This is a genomic window from Saliphagus sp. GCM10025317, assembly GCF_042663665.1.
Classification (GTDB): domain Archaea; phylum Halobacteriota; class Halobacteria; order Halobacteriales; family Natrialbaceae; genus Natronosalvus.
The window spans coordinates 199,682-217,795 of sequence record NZ_JBHTAQ010000004.1; the positions used below are offsets into that span (position 1 = coordinate 199,682).

At 56.3% G+C, this 18,114-nt stretch carries 15 protein-coding genes; 6 read left to right on the forward strand and 9 right to left on the reverse strand.

What is annotated here, in order from left to right; genetic code table 11:
• Positions 1-2 precede the first annotated feature (2 nt).
• The 3 genes from ACFQS4_RS02080 to ACFQS4_RS02090 form a co-directional block, all read right to left on the reverse strand.
• Positions 3-914 (reverse strand): ParA family protein, encoded by a 912-nt coding sequence (locus ACFQS4_RS02080; RefSeq protein WP_497903274.1) that lies wholly within the window; start codon positions 912-914, stop codon positions 3-5.
• 797 nt (positions 915-1,711) lie between these two features.
• Positions 1,712-3,016, reverse strand: a complete 1,305-nt coding sequence (locus tag ACFQS4_RS02085; protein ID WP_497903275.1) for a tyrosine-type recombinase/integrase — start codon at positions 3,014-3,016, stop codon at positions 1,712-1,714.
• 783 nt (positions 3,017-3,799) lie between these two features.
• Complete coding sequence (locus ACFQS4_RS02090) at positions 3,800-5,191, reverse strand: ATP-binding protein (protein WP_497903276.1); 1,392 nt, start codon at positions 5,189-5,191, stop codon at positions 3,800-3,802.
• A 308-nt stretch (positions 5,192-5,499) separates the two neighbouring features.
• Between ACFQS4_RS02090 and ACFQS4_RS02095 the strand changes: the two genes are divergently transcribed.
• Positions 5,500-6,291 (forward strand): hypothetical protein, encoded by a 792-nt coding sequence (locus tag ACFQS4_RS02095; protein WP_500191982.1) that lies wholly within the window; start codon positions 5,500-5,502, stop codon positions 6,289-6,291.
• Positions 6,292-6,706: 415 nt separating this feature from the next.
• Here ACFQS4_RS02095 and ACFQS4_RS02100 read toward each other — a convergent pair whose 3' ends face one another.
• Positions 6,707-7,834: a DNA cytosine methyltransferase gene (locus ACFQS4_RS02100; RefSeq protein ID WP_497903278.1), complete on the reverse strand. Its 1,128-nt coding sequence runs from the start codon at positions 7,832-7,834 to the stop codon at positions 6,707-6,709.
• A 268-nt stretch (positions 7,835-8,102) separates the two neighbouring features.
• Between ACFQS4_RS02100 and ACFQS4_RS02105 the strand changes: the two genes are divergently transcribed.
• Positions 8,103-8,750 (forward strand): HhH-GPD family protein, encoded by a 648-nt coding sequence (locus ACFQS4_RS02105; protein WP_497903279.1) that lies wholly within the window; start codon positions 8,103-8,105, stop codon positions 8,748-8,750.
• 40 nt (positions 8,751-8,790) lie between these two features.
• Here ACFQS4_RS02105 and ACFQS4_RS02110 read toward each other — a convergent pair whose 3' ends face one another.
• The 4 genes from ACFQS4_RS02110 to ACFQS4_RS02125 form a co-directional block, all read right to left on the reverse strand.
• Positions 8,791-9,249 (reverse strand): DUF6339 family protein, encoded by a 459-nt coding sequence (locus ACFQS4_RS02110; RefSeq protein WP_497903280.1) that lies wholly within the window; start codon positions 9,247-9,249, stop codon positions 8,791-8,793.
• Positions 9,237-9,422, reverse strand: a complete 186-nt coding sequence (locus tag ACFQS4_RS02115; RefSeq protein ID WP_497903281.1) for a hypothetical protein — start codon at positions 9,420-9,422, stop codon at positions 9,237-9,239. Before ACFQS4_RS02115 ends, ACFQS4_RS02110 begins: the two co-directional genes overlap by 13 nt.
• Positions 9,423-9,485: 63 nt before the next feature.
• Positions 9,486-10,298: a hypothetical protein gene (locus ACFQS4_RS02120; RefSeq protein WP_500191988.1), complete on the reverse strand. Its 813-nt coding sequence runs from the start codon at positions 10,296-10,298 to the stop codon at positions 9,486-9,488.
• Positions 10,299-10,499: 201 nt separating this feature from the next.
• Positions 10,500-12,395: a hypothetical protein gene (locus ACFQS4_RS02125; RefSeq protein WP_497903283.1), complete on the reverse strand. Its 1,896-nt coding sequence runs from the start codon at positions 12,393-12,395 to the stop codon at positions 10,500-10,502.
• Between the two features lie 132 nt (positions 12,396-12,527).
• On the opposite strand from ACFQS4_RS02125, the gene ACFQS4_RS02130 reads away from it, so the two are divergent.
• Positions 12,528-13,637 (forward strand): DNA cytosine methyltransferase, encoded by a 1,110-nt coding sequence (locus ACFQS4_RS02130; RefSeq protein WP_500191895.1) that lies wholly within the window; start codon positions 12,528-12,530, stop codon positions 13,635-13,637.
• Between the two features lie 858 nt (positions 13,638-14,495).
• Here the strand turns inward: ACFQS4_RS02130 and ACFQS4_RS02135 are convergent.
• A complete protein-coding gene (locus ACFQS4_RS02135; RefSeq protein ID WP_497903285.1) occupies positions 14,496-14,939 on the reverse strand; it encodes a hypothetical protein in 444 nt (147 codons plus the stop codon).
• 274 nt (positions 14,940-15,213) lie between these two features.
• Between ACFQS4_RS02135 and ACFQS4_RS02140 the strand changes: the two genes are divergently transcribed.
• From ACFQS4_RS02140 to ACFQS4_RS02150, 3 genes are read left to right on the forward strand one after another with little or no spacing between them, the layout of a single operon-like run.
• Positions 15,214-15,969: a hypothetical protein gene (locus ACFQS4_RS02140; protein WP_500191992.1), complete on the forward strand. Its 756-nt coding sequence runs from the start codon at positions 15,214-15,216 to the stop codon at positions 15,967-15,969.
• Positions 15,966-16,952 carry a hypothetical protein gene (locus ACFQS4_RS02145; protein WP_497903287.1) on the forward strand — a complete coding sequence of 329 codons (987 nt, stop codon included), beginning with the start codon at positions 15,966-15,968 and terminating at the stop codon, positions 16,950-16,952. Before ACFQS4_RS02140 ends, ACFQS4_RS02145 begins: the two co-directional genes overlap by 4 nt.
• On the forward strand, positions 16,949-17,659 hold the full coding sequence (locus ACFQS4_RS02150; protein WP_497903288.1) for a DUF6339 family protein: 711 nt from the start codon (positions 16,949-16,951) through the stop codon (positions 17,657-17,659). The genes ACFQS4_RS02145 and ACFQS4_RS02150 overlap by 4 nt, the downstream gene beginning before the upstream one ends.
• Positions 17,660-18,114: the final 455 nt, after the last annotated feature.

The window sequence follows — 18,114 nt, forward strand, 5'->3', positions numbered from 1 at the left end:
ATTTACACCTCCACCTGCGGTTTGTCAAATGCCCGTTCCATGGTCTCTGCAACCTCTACGAAGAGGTCGCGCTCTACCTGTTGGTCGTTCGCGTCCTCCCATTCGAAAATATCTTGCCCATTGTCCCAGGCGCGCTGGATTGCCACTCGCATCGGGAGTTTGAAAACCGGGGCCATCGATGCGAAGGACTCGTCGAATTCATCCAGGAATTTCTGTGACTGACCGTCGTCCCGGTACATATTCGCCAGAAGTCCGACGATTGCGATCTCTATTTGCTGGTTGTCCTCTATCGATTCCAGTTGATCCCACAGGTCGTCTAGGGCATCACGTGACGTAGCCTGGGTCTGTGCAGCCAGGAAGACGTTTTGCGCTGCGATGAACGCTGCGTCCGTCAAGACCGAGAGGTCAGGCGGACAGTCGATGAGGATGTAATCGTAATCGAATCCGTCCTCAACCAGTCCCTCGAGGGCGAGTTTCAATGAGAGACGGGCGTTCGCATCGTCCATCCAATCTCGAGCAAGACCCATGTCCTTGTGGCTCGGAACGAGGTCGAAGTTCAGGTGGTCGTACTCGTCGGCTTCAATCACGATCTCTGAAAGGCTCGTATCGTGCGTACGCGGATTGTCGACGAGAACGTCCAGGAGGTTCGAATCATCGGTAACAAGCGTGTTTGGAAGGTCATTCTTCGGACTCGAGGGGTCGTTCTCGTCGCCCGGCCCCAACCCAAGTCCCTTCGTCATGTCGGCCTGTGGGTCCATATCGATTGCAAGGACATCGTGGCCACGAGTGCCCAGCGCCGCTGCGCTGTTAATCGTCGCCGTTGTTTTTCCGGTTCCACCTTTCTGATTCCCGAAGGCAATCGTCGGGATGCCAGTCGATGGCGTAACACCCCATCCGCGAGGTAATTCGGACATGATTGGATCATTGAATCAATGACTCATAAATCCACGTCAGACATTTCGCTACGTTTCAGCTCTGCCTCTTCTGTTGTATGTCGTGGATACAGGTGCTGTATGCCGTAAATTCGGGAACTGGACGTACCTCACTGATTCATTGATTCAGTGATCCATGGCTTCCTGAACTCATTACATCACGTACTCATTTACTCCCCGATCTGTATCCCTGGAGATTGCTGAGCTCTCGATCTATGGCTCCACGCCTTTCTCGATCCACAATCTCACTGATTCATGGAATCAATAAGTTTGGCGTAAGCTATTGGATTTTCAAAGTCAGATGCTCTGTGAATCAGTTATTCACGATCTCTGGGAATTGTTGAGTCACTGATTCAGTGATTCATGGACTCGGTGAATCCAGTGAATGGTTATTCGATTCTTGGAATCAGTGATTCTGTGATTCAGCTGTTCAAGATATCATGTAGTCCCTTAATCACTGCTTCATCGGTTCATTGAATCATTGATTCAGTGATACTGCTATAGTGCTGCAGCTATCCTGGAATCAAATAGTCTATGATTCTGTTATTCAAGATATCATAGAATCATTGATTCCCTGAGTCACAACTTCATGGACTAATGGCCAGTAGGGGTTTGCTATAGCATTTACTCCTCCCGAGGGTCCTCGATCCATTCACTCACCTTCCACTATTCGTGGGTTCGAGGAATCACTGAATCACTGAATCACTGATTCATCAATTCACGAGCTCACTAATTCAATATCCCAGCAGAGACTTATTGGTCGAGAGTATCAGAAGCGATTATCTCCCTCTGAAGGCTGCCTTCAACTGTTCCTGCATGAACTCTCTGCGCACTTGACGAGACCGCGAATCGGAAAGATAATTTTGCATAACCACCCGAGGATCGCTACTACCTTGCTCTGAAGCGATTTCGTCGACACCCTCGAGAACGCCCTTGAGGACCGTTGTATAGGTATCGTACCAAAAACGACGACAGAGCTGCGGACTCGGCCGTTCTTCTTCGATTCGGTCAGGGAGACCCGCCTTCGATGCAAGAGTCTGGAACCAGTTCCGGATCGTATCCCGCGTTACGTGTGGTGTTTTCCCCTGTGAAGATGGAAACAGGTACCCTGTCCACGTCTCATCGTCCGCTAGCTCATCGATTCGGGAGTCGAGCAGGTCTAACCCGAAGAGTAGAGACACTTCACCAGGTCCGTTCTTGCGGTTCTCGAACGCGATGAAGGGGACGTCGTCTGCAGGGACGTTACGATGGAACTGCGAGATATGGAGTGCGGCGACCTCGCTTGCTCGAAGTCCCCAGCCCGCTAATGCCACTAGTAACAGCTGCTCTCGCGTCGACGTTGCCTCCTGCATCAGTTTCCGAATATGGTCTGCTGAAAGAGCTGGGGTCGAGGACTCTTCGGCTTCCCATTTGAATTCGTCGTAGAGACCGCTCGCCGGATTTATCGAGGCAATCCGACGTCCCACAAGATGCTGGTACCAGGCGTCGACGACCCGTCGCACACGCTGCAGGGTCTGGCCGCTGTATTCGTGTTCTGCTCCCTCGTTCAACCAGTCGAACGCTGCATAACACGCGTCAACGGCTTCGTAGGCTGGTGTCTCTCGATCCCGTTGAATCGGTGTGAGTAGGTCGTCTGTGTCGTTCGCTTTCCTGTAGGCACGGACGTAGAGGTTCAGCCGCGTTCGGAGCGCGTCGACGGATGACTCCGCCAGACTGTATCGGGATTTTCGGCGGTCGAGGAACTCTTCGAGAGCGTCGATTGTTGCTTCGTCTGCGGTTGCCCACGAGTAGCCCTCGTCATCATTACCAAGCCCGAGATCCTCTTTCCAGAACTCCCCGAAGGAACGGTCGTGATGGCGTCGGAGAGCTGCGAGGAACGCCCGTGCGTCGTGATCCCGAAACCACTTATGGGCCGGCTTCTCGCACGTCGGATCGATCCCCTCTGCCTCGAGGCATGGGGCGATCTCCTCCCAGTACAGGTCTGTGAAGTCCTTGAGCGAACACGACGTCCATCGAATGTCGTCGAATGAAGGTGCCCGAACCACATCGGTCTCCCTCTCCTGATCGGCATCTAATTGGCTCATTGGAGCGTTCTCTGTGAGTGTCGACTGCTCGTGACCGTACTGAAGAAGAAATTGGCAGAAGCCTTCTCGCGGTCCGGTAGTGCGATTCTAAGAGTGACATTTTCAGCTTGCTTAGCGTATTAGTTGAATCTCTTATTAATTTGTGGGTTCGGCTGACTGGCAGAGTCTGCTAAACCCACGCCAAAACGGCGGAGATAGTGTGTTCGGGTAATAAACTCTATGACGCGATATGCTTTCCATCCCGATCGAATTCACAGAGTTTCGGAGGATGGGCTAGTTTTGGGTCACATCTCCGTCGGCTCGTAGTTCTTCTCACCTGAAAAGGGTCGATATCGAACCTTCATGGGCGTAGCTATCGAATAGACGTGAGGAATTGCACAGGTTCTTGCGCTGTTAAACAGTGTTGCCACTCCCGAGCAGCTGACTCGGGGAGCCCAGCTGGTTAGTCGGGCGGGATAAACGCCGAGAACTTGTTCCACGGTCGTCTGTTGGAGCATGTATTCGGATCACGCCACGGGAGATCGTGGCGTCCATTGTCAGCGTACCACTCCAGTAGGATATCGACAATTTCGTTGCCGCCACCATCGCACATACGAGTCCCTGGTCCCTCCATCATACTTAGAAAGTCAGCCGTCTCCGGAAGATGGTGTGACTCAACCACGCACTCAGTACCCGAGTCCTCGAAATTCACTGCGCCAGTAGAGCAAAAACACGAAAACGGAATCACGACGAAGGTATTTAGAGATTATTGCCTCGTAGAGGCACGAATGCAGCGGCATGCAGCTATGATTTCAGCGCTGTTACGACTTCGTCCACGGTGAACAACCGCAGATCGTCTCGTTCCTCGGCAGCGTCCTCTACGGTCTGGGTAAAGCCGCTTCGAGAGAACAACGCGTATTCGTGCTTCCGTTCTCCACCACCGGATGGCGCCCATCGAAGTTCATCCACGTGAGTTCGAAGCTTCGAGAACGCGTCGTAATCCAACGGTGACCGCTGGAATTTGCACTCTCCAGCGATCAACGCGTCCTCGTTCGTCAGACCCACGACGTCGACCTCGTGCTCCTGATACCACCACTGACCGACGTCCGTGATCGTATACTCTTGATACAGCGTTCGAAGAGCGGAACCGCAGAGATCTTCGAACGAGTCGCTTACGAAATTCGCCAGTTCCGGTTCGATGAGCATCTCGTACGCGTCGTCTCCGAAATCCTCGTACCTGTCACCGCTCCCGTAGACGAAGTGGAACCAGAATCGGAAGAACTGGTCACGGATGCGATAGCGGCTTCGCTTGGTCCGCTCCTTTCGTTCGGTAATCGGAACGTGTTGCTCGACCAGTCGCAACCGAGAAAGTCGATTCAAATATTTTGATAGTTGATTGTAATCGATACCCGTCGCTCCAGAGATCTCGTTTCGACTCGTACTTCCGCCTGCGATCGCTTCCAGAATTGAAAAGTATCGTGTCGGCTCCGTGAGTTCCATTCGGAGAACGTAGTCCGGTTCGTCGTGCAGCGTCCCGTGCCGGGAGAGGATCGTCCGTTGAATGTTCTCTCCGAGGCTCCCCGTCGGATCCACTTCTTCGAGATAGTACGGAACGCCACCGAAGACGCCCCAGGTGAACACCTGCTCGTTAGCGGTGTAGCTCCCCGAGAAGAACTCCATCGCCGCATCGAACGGAAGCTGTCTAACATCTAGTTTTAGTGACGAACGACCGTAAAGTGGACTGTTTCCCAGCAGCGCGGCTTCCTCCATCATACTGATCGACGAACCGACGATGACGAACGTCGCACTGGAGTCGTCGAGTTCGTGATCGAACATCGCTTGCAGAACGGAGGGGAGGCTTTCGTCTTGTTCAACCAAATACGGAAACTCGTCGAGGACGACGATCGCGTCCTGATCTGCGAGATACCCGAGGATAGACTCCCACTCTTCGCGGATCCGCGTAATCCCTGGGTCCACGTCCGAAGCGACCTCAACGAACTGCTGGAGCTGTAACGCACTCGTTTTTTGCTTCGCCTGATAGACGATGGCCTCGTCGCATCCTTTGAGAGACTGCTTGACGAGTTCGGTTTTCCCGAGTCGTCGTCGCCCGAAAATCACTGCCAACTCCGCCTCATCCGACTCGTAGAGGTTGTGAAGGCGCGAGAGTTCCTCCGTTCGGTTCACGAACCCAGGCATAGTCTCCAATACCGTATCCTCGAATATAGTACTTCTCATAATCATACTCTAAAGTATCGTACTTCAAAGTACGTTACTCGATTGCTGGCACAAAATATCGGGTCTCCACAAACCAATCGTCGAGCCGTTGAGTCACTTGGCGTTGAAGTAAGTTCCAGATGCACCCTCGGGGAGTTGAAGCCTGGGCCAGCCCGAGTTCGGCGGAGGTAGATTCGTTCCAGATGCACCCTCGTGGGGTTGAAGCCACGTGATGGATCTCGACACGGTCTCCGAGCTCTTGGTTCCAGACGAACTCTCGTGAGGTTGAAGTGGCACCCGCAACAACGATGACGAGCGTTGGGCTCGTATCCAGCACACCGAGAAGGGTGCTTAAGGTGATGTACGGCCAGAAGAGCGGCTGGGCCCGCCCTCAGTTTGTGGTCACTTCCAGTAAGTTTTTGAACAGTATATCCGTGCGGTATACTATGTCGCGCCCCCAACTCACAGTAACGGATTTTGGAACCGAGACGGACTCTAGTTACGTCATCGTCGAGATCACTGCGTTCAATGCCGATCCAAGCGACCTCCCTCCACACATCGACCCAGAGGATGTGTTATTCGGTGCCGACGAGTTCGCAGAGATCATCCCGCTTCTTCACGAGATCGAGGAATACGATTCCGCTGCGCGACTTGAGATTGAGCGCAGGCACCTGGACAGCAATCCAGCGCACACGATGCGCTTCACTGTGGGTGAGTTGACAGAGATCGCGATGTCGCTGGCAATCGCAGCAACTGTTGCGAGCTACCACGAGGAGTTCGAGAGTCACCGGAGTATCGTCGCATTCGGTGGACTGATCACGCGTGAAGTCGACGCACCACTTGACGAGACGTTCCTGGAGAAAACGTTCACCGATCTTGTCCCCTACGAGGAGGACAAGTCTATCGATCCGTTTGCAGTGATCTCTTCGAAACAGAGTCTCCACTTCCTCGATGACGACGGCGAGCCCATACCCCGCCACGAGCGCGAGCGAATCGAGTACTACGATGCTGAGAAGATGGAGGGGAAAACGCCTATTGAAGAGCTGTTCGAAGAAGATTTCTCGCCTAGCGACATTTCCTAGGTTACCTCTACTCGGCGCAACTCACACATGCTCGTGTTCCAGACGAACCCCACGTGAGGTTGAAGCCCTATCGCGGCGTTCGTGCTCATGTACCGACTGTAGTTTCAGATGTACCCTTGGTGGGGTTGAAGGCTGGCGTGGATGGTCGTGACGTAAGCCTGGCCGCTGGTTATAGACGAACCCAGTGGAAGTGGTTCCGTCGACGACCGCAACGATGGGGCATGGCCGGCATCCAAGGCGTCACTGACTAAGCTGGCTGTAGCTACGAGCGCATACAAGGATCTGGTCGCCCGATCTCAACCCGGGCGATGACGTCCGCGAGGTGATGCTCGAGGAGGAGCAACCCGTGTTTTCGGTCTAGCAAATCCAGCAGTTTCTCGACTCCACCGTCTCCGATAAAACGGTCAGGAGACGATCAATCCACGTATTCCGATACTGTCATCTGTCGTTCGCCTTTCGCGTGTCGGAGGATACTCCCACCCACAACCTCCGCAAGTTTCGGCGGTACGGCGTTCCCGATCCACTGACCGAGTTTGTTGAGACCAATCTCGTCAGCATCTTTCCCGTTCAAGAACTGGTAATCGTCTGGGAACGTCTGTAGAATCGCGCCCTCACGAATACTTAGGGCACGATCTTGATCGGTGTCGTAGTGGCCGAAGCGGCCGCTCCCGTAGTTGTAGAACTGCGTGGTGATCGTCGGTGCTGGCTCGTCACCTTCCATGCGACTGTACGGTGCCTTGTACGTGATCCCACTGTCCTTTTGGTGGCAATCGGCTACTAGGTCTCCCCGTCCCTGGGCCTCCCAGTCCGTCCAATCGCCACCGGGCTTCGAGATCTCGATTCGTTCGATGTTCTTCTCCTCCAAATTGCGAGCTCTGTGTAACGGATCGTCTTCGTGCTGTTCACCGGCTTCGATCGGCGGGAGATGGTCTATACGATCTGCTACCGTAAGGTCAGACTCCGGATCGACGTTAGCTCTCTTTGGCGGATTGAGTTCGATAGGGCCCGCTCTCGATGCGAGCGTTATCCACCGTTTTCGTTGTTGTGGGATTCCATATTCCGGACAATAGACACCTCGTTCGTCGATCTCGTTGAAGTAGTAGCCAGCGTTCTCGAGCGTATCGACGAGGTCGTGGTACTCGCCGTCGTCTCGAACGCCATAAACGTTCTCCATGGCGACGATGTCCGGTTGCACCTCGTTCACGATTTCGGCGAATGCGGTGACGAGACCCGCCTTCTCGTGGGGAACCTCCGAATCGACGAGAGTCGAGTAGGGTTGACACGGTGGTCCACCGGCGATGACGTGAACGTCCGCAGACTCGTCGAACAACTCACCGACCCACCCAGGTTCGTCGCGTGCGACCTGCTTCAGGTCCTTGTGATAGAATTCTGCGTCGTGGTTAGCTTCGTACGGGGCCTCACAGTCTGGATCAACGTCGACACCTGCGACAACGTCGATGCCGGCTCGTTCGAGACCCTCGGTGAATCCCCCAGCACCGCAGAAGAGATCGACAGCAAATACGTCGGGATCCTCAACAGACATGTGATTTTCAATGTCGCTCCCACTCATCGTTCTTACGAATCTGCCGGTCAGGAGTTAATGCTACCGCCGCCAACAACACGTTTCTCGAAATCATCCTCGCTGATATCCGTCCTGTGTACACGGCGGGCGTCCAGCACTCTCGATATCGTGCATAGTGTGGCTTCTAACACAAGCGGTTGTTGTACGTAGCGTAGGGCTGATTCTCGATAATTGCGGTAGCCTACAATGCAGAGACAAATTCAATAGGGTTCCAATCTGAATTTGAGTTGTGGCTGATCCGACTCGTGAACGCTTTCGGCAGGGGATCCTACAGTGGGCCGAGGACAACCTCCGTGATTTTCCGTGGCGGGAACCAGATAGGACTCTGTACGAGGTGTTCGTTGCCGAGTTCTTTCTCACGCAGACACCAGCCGAGAACGTAAGGAGTGTCTATCCCGATTTTCTCTCGAAGTACCCTACTATCGAGAGACTGGAAGAAGCCCCTCAAGACGAGATAGAGGAGGTAATTGAACCTTTGGGATTTCAGCGGATGCGCGCCGAGGCACTCACAAGGATAGCCGATCGAGTAGACACACTCCCGGCAGACGAAGACGAGTTACTGGAGCTCCCTCGAGTTGGCCCCTACGTCGCGAATGCGACGCTCTGTTTCGCTCTGGATCAACCACGTGTGATCGCGGACCGGAACGTAGTGAGGGTCTACGATAGAGTCTTCAGAGAAGAGTTCCCGGAGAAAGAGAGCGAGCGACGGGAATTCGCTACCGAGATGCTGCCCGAAGACGGGAGTGTCGCTCGCACCTACAACCTCGCACTGCTCGACTTCGGAGCTCTCGTCTGTACGAAGCGTTCACCACGTTGTGCAAGTTGTTTCGCGAACGAGTACTGTTCGTACTACCGTTCGAGCACCGAGGGCGAGTAGCCACCTCGAGCGGCGCCAATCGGGTTGCCTATCTCGAACCCTACCGCACGTCCCAGACGATCTCACGCATCATCTGCTCGACGTCGGCCTGAGTCAGTCCCTCGAGTTGCACACTCGTCAGCGAGTGATTGAACTGATTGGTCGCCTCGTCGATTACTGAAGATGGCTCGTCCTTGAGCACCTCACAGACTGCTACAACTGCGGGGTCGTACCGAGCGAACCACCTGTCGAACACCTTGTTGACGATCGTCTGGTTGGAGAAGACGCTCTCCGTCAGCGAGTAATCGTCTGTCTCCTCGTCGTAGGTGAGTTCGGCGATCCACCACAGTCGATGCAACGCGTTCGAATATAGGTCCGACCCCGCGCCTAGGAACTTCTCCCGCATCGCCTTCTCCGAACGGTACTCCCACCGCTGCCAAACGAACTCGGGGTGCTGGCAGATTGCCAGCCAGTGCCAGAGACCCGGATCACCCGCGGTTCGATAGCTCAAATCTGACACCGGTGAATGTCCTCTGCGAGTGCTTTGTCCATCGAAGTGTCGAACCGGGAGTGTTCGTCGACGACAGTCTCGACCTTCTCGTCGAGAGTATCTAAGTCGGCGGTCGGTTCTCCCGGCATCGGCTCGACGTACCCCGAGAGCTCTTCCTCGTCGATCTCTTCTTCGCCTCTCAAGAACGGCTCGCCTACTGGCGCCGTCCGTCCTCGGTCAACCGGTGGAGTATACGATCGGTCATTTTAGATCTTGAGGCCCTCTTCCATGAGATTGATCAGTTGAGTCCTTGGTTCGAGGTAATCTTGCAGTTCACGGTCGATACGTGACATCACTTCTGGGAGCGAGTCCGGATCACGAACGTCCCGGCGGAGCGCGAGTGCTGCTTCCGTGGTATCGTCGGTCTCGTAAATATCACGGGCGAACGACTCGAGGACGGTCTGTTGCCACTGATGTTCTACCTCTCCGCTGTCGTCGACTGCACACCCTGCGCGTAATATGAGTTGGGTCCACACGGGGTTAGCGATCTGGTCCAGAAGCACGTCTCGCATACGAGGTTCTGCGCCGACGGACCCCTCCGATTGGAGGATGTCCGTGATACGAGGGTAGTCCGTGTTGAGCCACAGTTTCGGCCGTGCTTCGTTTCGGAAGTCGAGGTAGTAGATTTTCTCACCATCGGGGAGGTGAGGTGTCTGAGAGAAACTGACCTCTTCACCGTCGATCCACGCTTCTCCCTCGTCTTCAATGGGGTCCACCAACGCAGTGAACGTCTTTCCACTCGCCACGCGTAGATGCTCTTCTGTCGCGTACTTCCCGTCGTGATCCGTCGACTCTGTCCGTACGAGATGTGGCCGGAGTTCCACCTTGTCCCGGAATTCGTCACGGTCGAGTTCGATCCCGAAACCGTAGCTCTGTGGCTCTACTGGTGGTTCTCGTACCACTACTTTGTCGCGGTAAATCGTCTCGTGGCACTGGATCACCACGAACAGCCTCGCAGGCGGCGCAGATCTCTCATCCGGTGGAAAGAGGCTCTCGACGGTAGACTCCGTCAGCTCCACTGAACCGAACAGTTCTACCGTCTCCCACTCGTCTCGGTCTTCGTCCGGTGGAATCGGGATCGTCGTCTGACCTGCCTTGAGCCAAGGACCGTTTTTCACTCCCGTCAATCGAGTATTCGTCGAGTTCGAAACTCAACCCGTTGCCGAGATAGGCGTGGGGGAGTGAAGTCGTACGGTAACGTTGTGACAATCGCTCCACGGTCACTCACCTCTCCGAGTTCTTAGTTCGGCTCGAATGTCTAACCGCGTTTCTCCCACCGTAACTGTCGAAGAGTCTCCGTCCCCGACCGGGTAAGATTCGCCCTCGAAGTCGATCTCTGCAGCCCCGTTCTCTGCTACGAGTCTGGCAATTCCATCTTCGTACTCTTTCGTGACGGCGTCGTCGGACGTCCAGACCGATTCGATCGGCACCTGCCCGTAGGTCCCGCCGTCTTCACCGACCCCTTTCATCGAGATGTCGACACTCCACCCTTCGAACTCGTCTTCGGTGACCTCGATTCGGCCCTCGAAGGTCCACCGGCCGTCCTCGAACGACGAGGTGCTGTCGATGTCGAAGACTGTAGTGGGCTCGCTGACGGATCGGCGGTGGTTCCTGACGTCGTGGATAGGAAATCGTTTGCGCACTCGTCGAGAGAGTGACTCCCCACTACCGTCGCTCCGAGCGATCAGGTGTCGAAGCCCATCACGGAGCGTACCGAACATGTCGTCCAGTGCTGTTCGGAACCCTCGCCTGTACTTTTCGCGTAGGTTTTCGGTGGAGATCCACTCGTCGTGTTCGGGTGGTTCTGCGTAGCGGAGGAAACGGTCGATCTCCTGGTCTGCTCTCGTCGATAAACCGTCGTGTCGTGCCTCACCACACGCGAGTACGGCGTGGAAGTCTCGATCTCCGAATGCAACACGGCTTTGGTCGTGATATTTGACGACCATTCCCGCTCCCCGAAAGAGAGCGACTTTGTTGAGATAGGTGCCGTCGTCGGCAGGTGAGGCGAGACGGGCTGCGAGTCTGACACTCCCGTCCGGAGTCTCGGTCTCGTCTGCTCGAGCTGGAAGGTTCATCGGGACGTCTACACCGGCGACGTCTCCGGGTTGGTCCAAGGTACCCTGGCCCTCGTTCCTCTGCTCGAAGCACTCCACGAAGGGTTGGATAGCGGGTACGTTCTCGACACTCGCCTCGAACTCGTCTTCCGGCGTCTCGATCGTGACACGCAGATCTCCTCTCTGCATTGCCGGCCAGAAGTACTTGACTGCGGCCTCTACGAACTCGTCTGCCAGATCTTCGATCTCCGGTCTGGTGTCCCGGGTCGGATCCCGGTACCCGACGACCATGATACTGGTGCCGCTCCCCTCTGGCCGCTCCAGGTAGAGTCGATTAGCCAGATTCACTGCGTCCGCTCCCCAGATCGACGCAGGACGGATCCCCTCGTCAGTTTCCAGTGGATTGCAGAACCATCCCGCGCCCTGGTAGGTCACGTCTCCGAGTTCGTGGGTCGGGAGTTTCGTTCGGCCTACGAATCGGGGCGGGACCACTTCGTCGGGAGTGGTGACTGGTGACGAGTTGAACAGTACTGTCGAAGCACCGGAGAACGTCCACAAGACAGATTTACCGAGTCCGTACGACCCACCAGCAGTATCTCCCTGCTTGCTACTGTAGAGCTCGTCACGCACGAGCGCGGCGTAATTCGAGTCCTCGGACCATCGTCCCGTGAGGCCAGTCGTATTTCGGTCTTCGATCACCAGTAAACGGAGTTCGGCGTCGGAATCGGCGAGTCGTTCCAGAAATCGATCGTAACCTCTCCCTGTATCTCTATCCGAGACGGTCTGGAGACGGTCACGCAGACCCGTCTCCCAACCGATCCTTTTCAGAAAACCTTCGCGTTCATCTCCGGTGAGAGTGAGAAAGCGAAATCGGATCTCGACAGGCTCGTCGTTGTCGAGTCGCTGGTCGTTGGCGTTCTGGATCACTTCCCTGACGAAACTCTCCGTGTCGTGGTCCACAGCGTGTTTCGTCGGGTCGTCACCGTACCGCGGCGCACCTGGTCCACCACTGAAGAAGAACCACTCAGAAACGGTGTCAGGAACATTTTTCACTGTTGTCATATATGTGTATTCGAAGTAGCCGTCTGAATCTATCTCGTGAGTTGTAGCCTCGAGCCATATGATACTTCCCACTATCGTCCACTCGTCTCCGTTGTCACTACCTTAATGTAGCTCCTGGCGAAAGTGGCTGCTATGAATATATCCGCAGTCGATCTCTTCTGTGGTGCTGGTGGTATGACACATGGTCTCGAACGCGCCGGAATCGACGTAACGACAGGCATCGATAACGCGCGAGCGGGTCGCTATCCTTATACGGAGAATACTAACGCAGAGTTCGTAGATGCAGACGTCGAGGCACTTGCACACAATCCCGAGCGAGTCGCGAGAATGTACCCTTTCCAGTCCGACTTGACCGTACTGGCTGCTTGTGCCCCGTGCCAGCCGTACTCTACGATGGGACACTCGAGAGCCGGTGGCCGAGAGGACCACGACAAGTGGGGCCTTCTCAACTCGGTACAGAAGATCGTGGAGTACGTCGAACCGGACGTCCTCGTCACCGAGAACGTGCTGCAGGTACGCAACGACGGGATCTACGAAGAATTCGAAGAACGTCTCGAGGAATTGGGGTACGCACTGAACTCCGATCAGAACAAGAACGTCTACTGTCCAGAGTACGGGATCCCACAGAAACGGAAGCGGTGGGTACTCATTGCGTCGAAAGAGGGGGCGATCGAACTACCGAGTCCGATATACGAAGACGAGGATGAATATCCAACGGTACGTGAAACGATCGGTCACCTCCCTCCGATCGATGCAGGCGAGGCTCATCCTGAGTTAGAGCTACACAGGGCTCGAGATCTATCAGACACGAACCTCGAGCGAATACGAAACATAGAACCCGGCCAAGACTGGAGTGTTTGGGAAGAGAACGGTCTCGATCACCTACTCGCGGACTGCCACAAACGAGATAGCGGTCGGTCGTACAAGACACCTTACAGTCGACTGCGACCAGACGAACCAGCTCCGACGATCACCACGCAGTTCTACAACTACGGGAGCGGCCGCTTCGGCCACTACGACACCGATCAGGATCGCGCGCTCTCCATCCTCGAGGGTGCCCTCCTACAGACGTTCCCTCAGGACTACGACTTTTACGACGAGTGGGACGACGTGGGGATCAATAATCTCGGTCGGCTGATCGGGAACGCAGTCCCACCTCGACTCGCCGAGTTAGCCGGAAGGAGTATCTGCGAGAAGGTGGGCGTCGAAACGCCTCGAACTTCGATCGTCGGTCCTGCATAGGAGATTAGGGCGCCCTCGAACAGGGTACGGGAATTCGTCCAAAAAACTCGCTCTTCGACACCGGGGCGAGGGCGGAACCGTGACGAGAACGTGGGTGACGGAGAGCTCATCGTTGACGACTGACGACGGTACGTCGACCAGGAGGGAACCACGTGGATCGTACGACGGTTACACCTTGACATCCTCCACACGACTTCAGTCGTTGGCTTTCTCCTCGATGTTCTGTAACCCTATGCACACGCGGTCGTATCCATACACACATCACACACAGGAACGAGCGTGCGAGAAGTAAATACCATCTTCGCACGAGTTGGGTGATGAGCGCCGGAAGCTAGTAGATTAGGTGGCGTTTATCCCAACGTTGTCCGACCTGATGGCCGAATCGGTTAGCGTGCGCCACTGAAGAAAACCTTATATATTCGCCCCCCATACACATAGAACACGCACATACACATGGGAACAGGACAACTACACGCGGCGTTCAAAGAGCTGAAGTCCGAGGACTCGTTCGTCGGGTTGCCTCAGACCGACTTCGCGTTGGATTCGGTGCTCGAGACACTCCCCCGCGAATTAATCCAAAACGTCTACGACGCACGACAAGACGGAGAGAAGCCAGGGATCAACTTCTTCCTCGAGATACTGGAGGAGGGAGGGGAGCTGGACGACTTCAAAGACGCGATCGACTGGCCCACTCTCAAACCCCACCTCGAGGCAGTAGCAGATGACGACGAGAAACTGGGCGTCCAGAAGATGATCGACCAAATTGACGGGGGTAAACTGTGGATCCTCGGCGTAGAAGACGTGAACGCCGTCGGGCTCGAAGGGAACGAGGATAGTCGTGGGACGAACTACGCATCACTAGTCAAGGACTTCGGGGACTCGACCAAGAAACAGGGCGGTGGCGTCCACGGAGTAGGCGCCTCGGTACTGTGGGCCTTCTCCGGGTTCAAATTGGTCCTGTTCCACAGCCAACCAGAAGGCGACGACCCGAAACTCGTCGGACGGCTGGATCTCCCCGATCACGAACTGGGCGGCCAGGAGTACAAGGGTGGTGGGTGGATCGGTATCCACGACAGTGGTCACGACCGACCGGTCGCGATGAATAAGATTCCCGATGGCCTGGCCGAGACGCTTCGTGTCGACCGTCCCGACGAACGCGGAACAACGGCCCTCATCGTCGGGTTCAGAGAGCCGACGCGAGCGACGAGAGACCCGGAAGAGATCGTCGACGGGCTCTACGAGGCCGCGGCGAGGTACTACTGGCCGCTCATCGTCGACGACGGAATCGACGTCACCGTGCAAGGTCCGAGCGACACGTCTCCCCGCACTGTCGAACCCGAGGGTGTCGACAGGGCTGCCCCGTACGTGAAAGGGTACGAGTCCCGGGAGAACCCGGACCCCGATTTCGGGGAACCGGGGACCGTTGCCGTAGAGACGGTGGAGTTCGAGGTGCCACCGACGGAATCTGAGCCTGGCACAACGGGAGAGCGTGCTAGTCGTCAGGCTGGCCGACGACGACACCGACCTCAGCAAGCACCGAAACAAAGTCGCGATGTTCCGCGGGGCACGACACGTAGTGAAGTATCGGAACTACGGCTCCGTCTCCCGGACGACCGGAAAGGACTTCCACGCTCTTCTACTCGCAGGAGGGGCCAAACACGAGGTAGGTCTGGAAGCGGACGACCTGCCCGACGCTGCAGACCGAGCCATCGAGTCCTTCTTCCGCGATGCCGAACCGGAGGCACACGACACGTGGGAGAAACCCACGCAGAAGTTGGCGAACGCATACGAGGACGACAATCCGTCACAGCGGATCGTCTCGTTCCTGAAGACCGACGTCAAACGGACACTCCAGCAAATTCTGGGCGCAGCGAAGACAGACGACGACGAACGCGTCGGCACCTTAGGGTCGGAGTTCCCGTTCTTCGAAGACGAACACGGCTCTACTAGAGAAGGAGGCGGAGGCGGTGGTGGTGGTGGTGGCTCGTTACCGTTCGACGTCGTGTGGGTCGACAGCTGGTTCGATGGGGCCCACCAGTACGAGGGTGAGCTGGAACTCGACACTGCCCCGTCTGGCCCGTGGAGCGTGACGGTCTCGATCGACGAAGTCGACGGATCGAACAAGACGATAGACCAGATCGACGTCGCGGACGGTAGCTCACCGCAACAGGAGGGGAGGAGTGTGGACGACGGTGAGATCACGTTCGAGTTCGACCAGGATACGACGAGTGCGAGGTTCGAACTGTCTTCGGACTCTGTCGGTGACGAAATCCTGGCCGGGCGAACACGGTTGGACTTCCAGTACGACCTGACGGGTGGTGGTTCGGCATGAGCAGCGACCGTGGGAGCAAACGAGTCGATACCCGTCCCTACAGATACGCCGGAGAGAGCCTCGAGTTCGACTACGTTGAGTGTACACTCGGCAGCGGGACAACACTGTCACTCGGTGATACGATAGAATTGGACCTCACGGACGAGGACGAAGAGTGGGAGACGAGTGAACTCACTGTGAGCATATCCGTCTCGAAGAGTACCCTCGAGAGAGTCTTCCCCGCATCTCCCCCTCACAACGGTGCACTGGTCGTCGTGGGATACTGCCCGACGAACCACCACCGGTTCGAGAGCGTGATCGAGAACGCACCCCTCTCGCCGGGGGAGTACACAGACTCGGTTGAACTGAAGTACGACGATCTCCGGGGCCGTCTCGAACTGACTCCCCTGCTGGTACGGACGAAACCGCTCAGAAGTCAGCCCACAGGTCACAGCGGTCCACCGTTCGCCGAACGAGCTGGCCGAAAACTCGCTCACGGCCCGATTGGCACAGTAGACGTAGACCCGCCGACCAGCGGTCGATCGAACGAACTGCCGACGATTCCAACGTCGTTCACGGATGCACCCTTCCCAGCCAACGACGGGAATATGTGGTACCTGGATCTGAGCGACGAAGCCAAGCCGAAACTGTACATCAACTCGGATCACGGCTTCGTTCCTCCACTCTTCGAGGACAAGGGCCAACACGCACGTGGGAGGGTCCGCCAGTTGGTGGTCGATCTACTGGGTACGCAGATCATGACGCAGTTCGTCCTCGAAGCTGCAGAACTCTACGTCGTCCACAGTGAGATGAAGTACCCCTGGCAGAGACGGATGTTGACCGAAGTGTGCGACGAGTTGTTCGAAGAGAAGTCGCCAGACGAGGTCGAGGAGATGTTAGAAACCGGCACACTGTCGGAGACCGTCAACCAGATCGCCACTACGGTACAGCGACGTCGAACACCACACGAAGACCTCGAACGCGTACTAGAACTCAGCCTATGAGCCAAGACACACTTTACCGACTCAGCGACGACGCCTCGCTCCTCGTCACCGAGGAGCTGATGAGAGATGACGACTTCGAATTCTCGGACGAGAAGCTGTCCGAGTATCGAACCGACACTGATCTGACCGCGAACCTCAGCGCACTCGGACAGGTAATCGACTACGTCATCGGGCCAGAGAGTGACTTCGACCGCGGTGACGAACCAATCGATGCCGCCGTGGCCCCGGCCGTTCGAGAGTTCATCGATATCCCGCTCCGGGAGGCGGGTGATCCACGGATCTGGCACTATCTCGCGATCGGATGGCGGCCGGACTTCGTGCGATACCGGTGGCCGCGTGATGGGGCTAACCGTACGCACAGGTCGATGACCGAGAAGTTCTTGGGCTCCACACAGGACCTGTACACGAACGCGTTCTCGCGGTTGTGGTTCATGGCGGAGTTCAGTCGGGACGGTGACGACTACTCGGTGACAGAGGAGATCCTCAAGGAAGCGTACAAGTCGAACCGGATTTTCGACCGCATGGACCTTCGACGACCCCGTACTGGGCGCGTCTTGTGCAGTATCGCTAGTGCCGAGCCGGACGCCGACATCGTCGAGGACACCGCCAAGTCGGTGAGCCACCAGTGGTCGGTGACGAGCGAAGAACACCTCTCGGACCCTCAGTTGAAAGAGATCGTCGAAGAGATCTACAGGGAGTGTTCGTAGGATGCGCGTCGTCGTCGATATCCCGCCAGAAACCGTCGATGACATCCGTTCGGCGGTCCAAAGGGTAACTACGAGAGCCCCGAGGAGTTCCTCGAGCGAGCGCTCACCTGGCTGAAGTTGGAATCGAGGCAAGCAAGAGACCCTGATGTCGTTCGGTGATGCCATAGAGGCAGGAGGCCCGCCCGAGCGCGAGCAAACCACCGAACAACCGTCGTTCACCCAGTCGACCTGTTGGAGCAGACCGGTCGAATCTCGAAGATCTCTCGACGTTCGACTTCGACGCCGCTACGGTCGACCCGTCGGACGCCGAGAGAATATATGGGGCCTCTCTGGGGCCAATACAACCGTATCTTCCCGATGAAGTTGTCGGTTCGTCGGCTCGCAATCGTCCTGGCCAGATGACCGAGTCAGACGGAGTCTCGTACCAGCAGTTCCGCAACGAAACGGCGAGGAGT

Excerpts from the sequence above, each read along its gene's own strand:
- ACFQS4_RS02100 (WP_497903278.1), bottom strand. The coding sequence starts at position 7,834 with ATGTCTGTTGAGGATCCCGACGTATTTGCTGTCGATCTCTTCTGCGGT.
- ACFQS4_RS02080 (WP_497903274.1), bottom strand. The coding sequence starts at position 914 with ATGTCCGAATTACCTCGCGGATGGGGTGTTACGCCATCGACTGGCATC.
- ACFQS4_RS02130 (WP_500191895.1), top strand. The coding sequence starts at position 12,528 with ATGAATATATCCGCAGTCGATCTCTTCTGTGGTGCTGGTGGTATGACA.
- ACFQS4_RS02125 (WP_497903283.1), bottom strand. The coding sequence starts at position 12,395 with ATGACAACAGTGAAAAATGTTCCTGACACCGTTTCTGAGTGGTTCTTC.
- ACFQS4_RS02090 (WP_497903276.1), bottom strand. The coding sequence starts at position 5,191 with ATGCCTGGGTTCGTGAACCGAACGGAGGAACTCTCGCGCCTTCACAAC.
- ACFQS4_RS02145 (WP_497903287.1), top strand. The coding sequence starts at position 15,966 with ATGAGCAGCGACCGTGGGAGCAAACGAGTCGATACCCGTCCCTACAGA.
- ACFQS4_RS02150 (WP_497903288.1), top strand. The coding sequence starts at position 16,949 with ATGAGCCAAGACACACTTTACCGACTCAGCGACGACGCCTCGCTCCTC.
- ACFQS4_RS02085 (WP_497903275.1), bottom strand. The coding sequence starts at position 3,016 with ATGAGCCAATTAGATGCCGATCAGGAGAGGGAGACCGATGTGGTTCGG.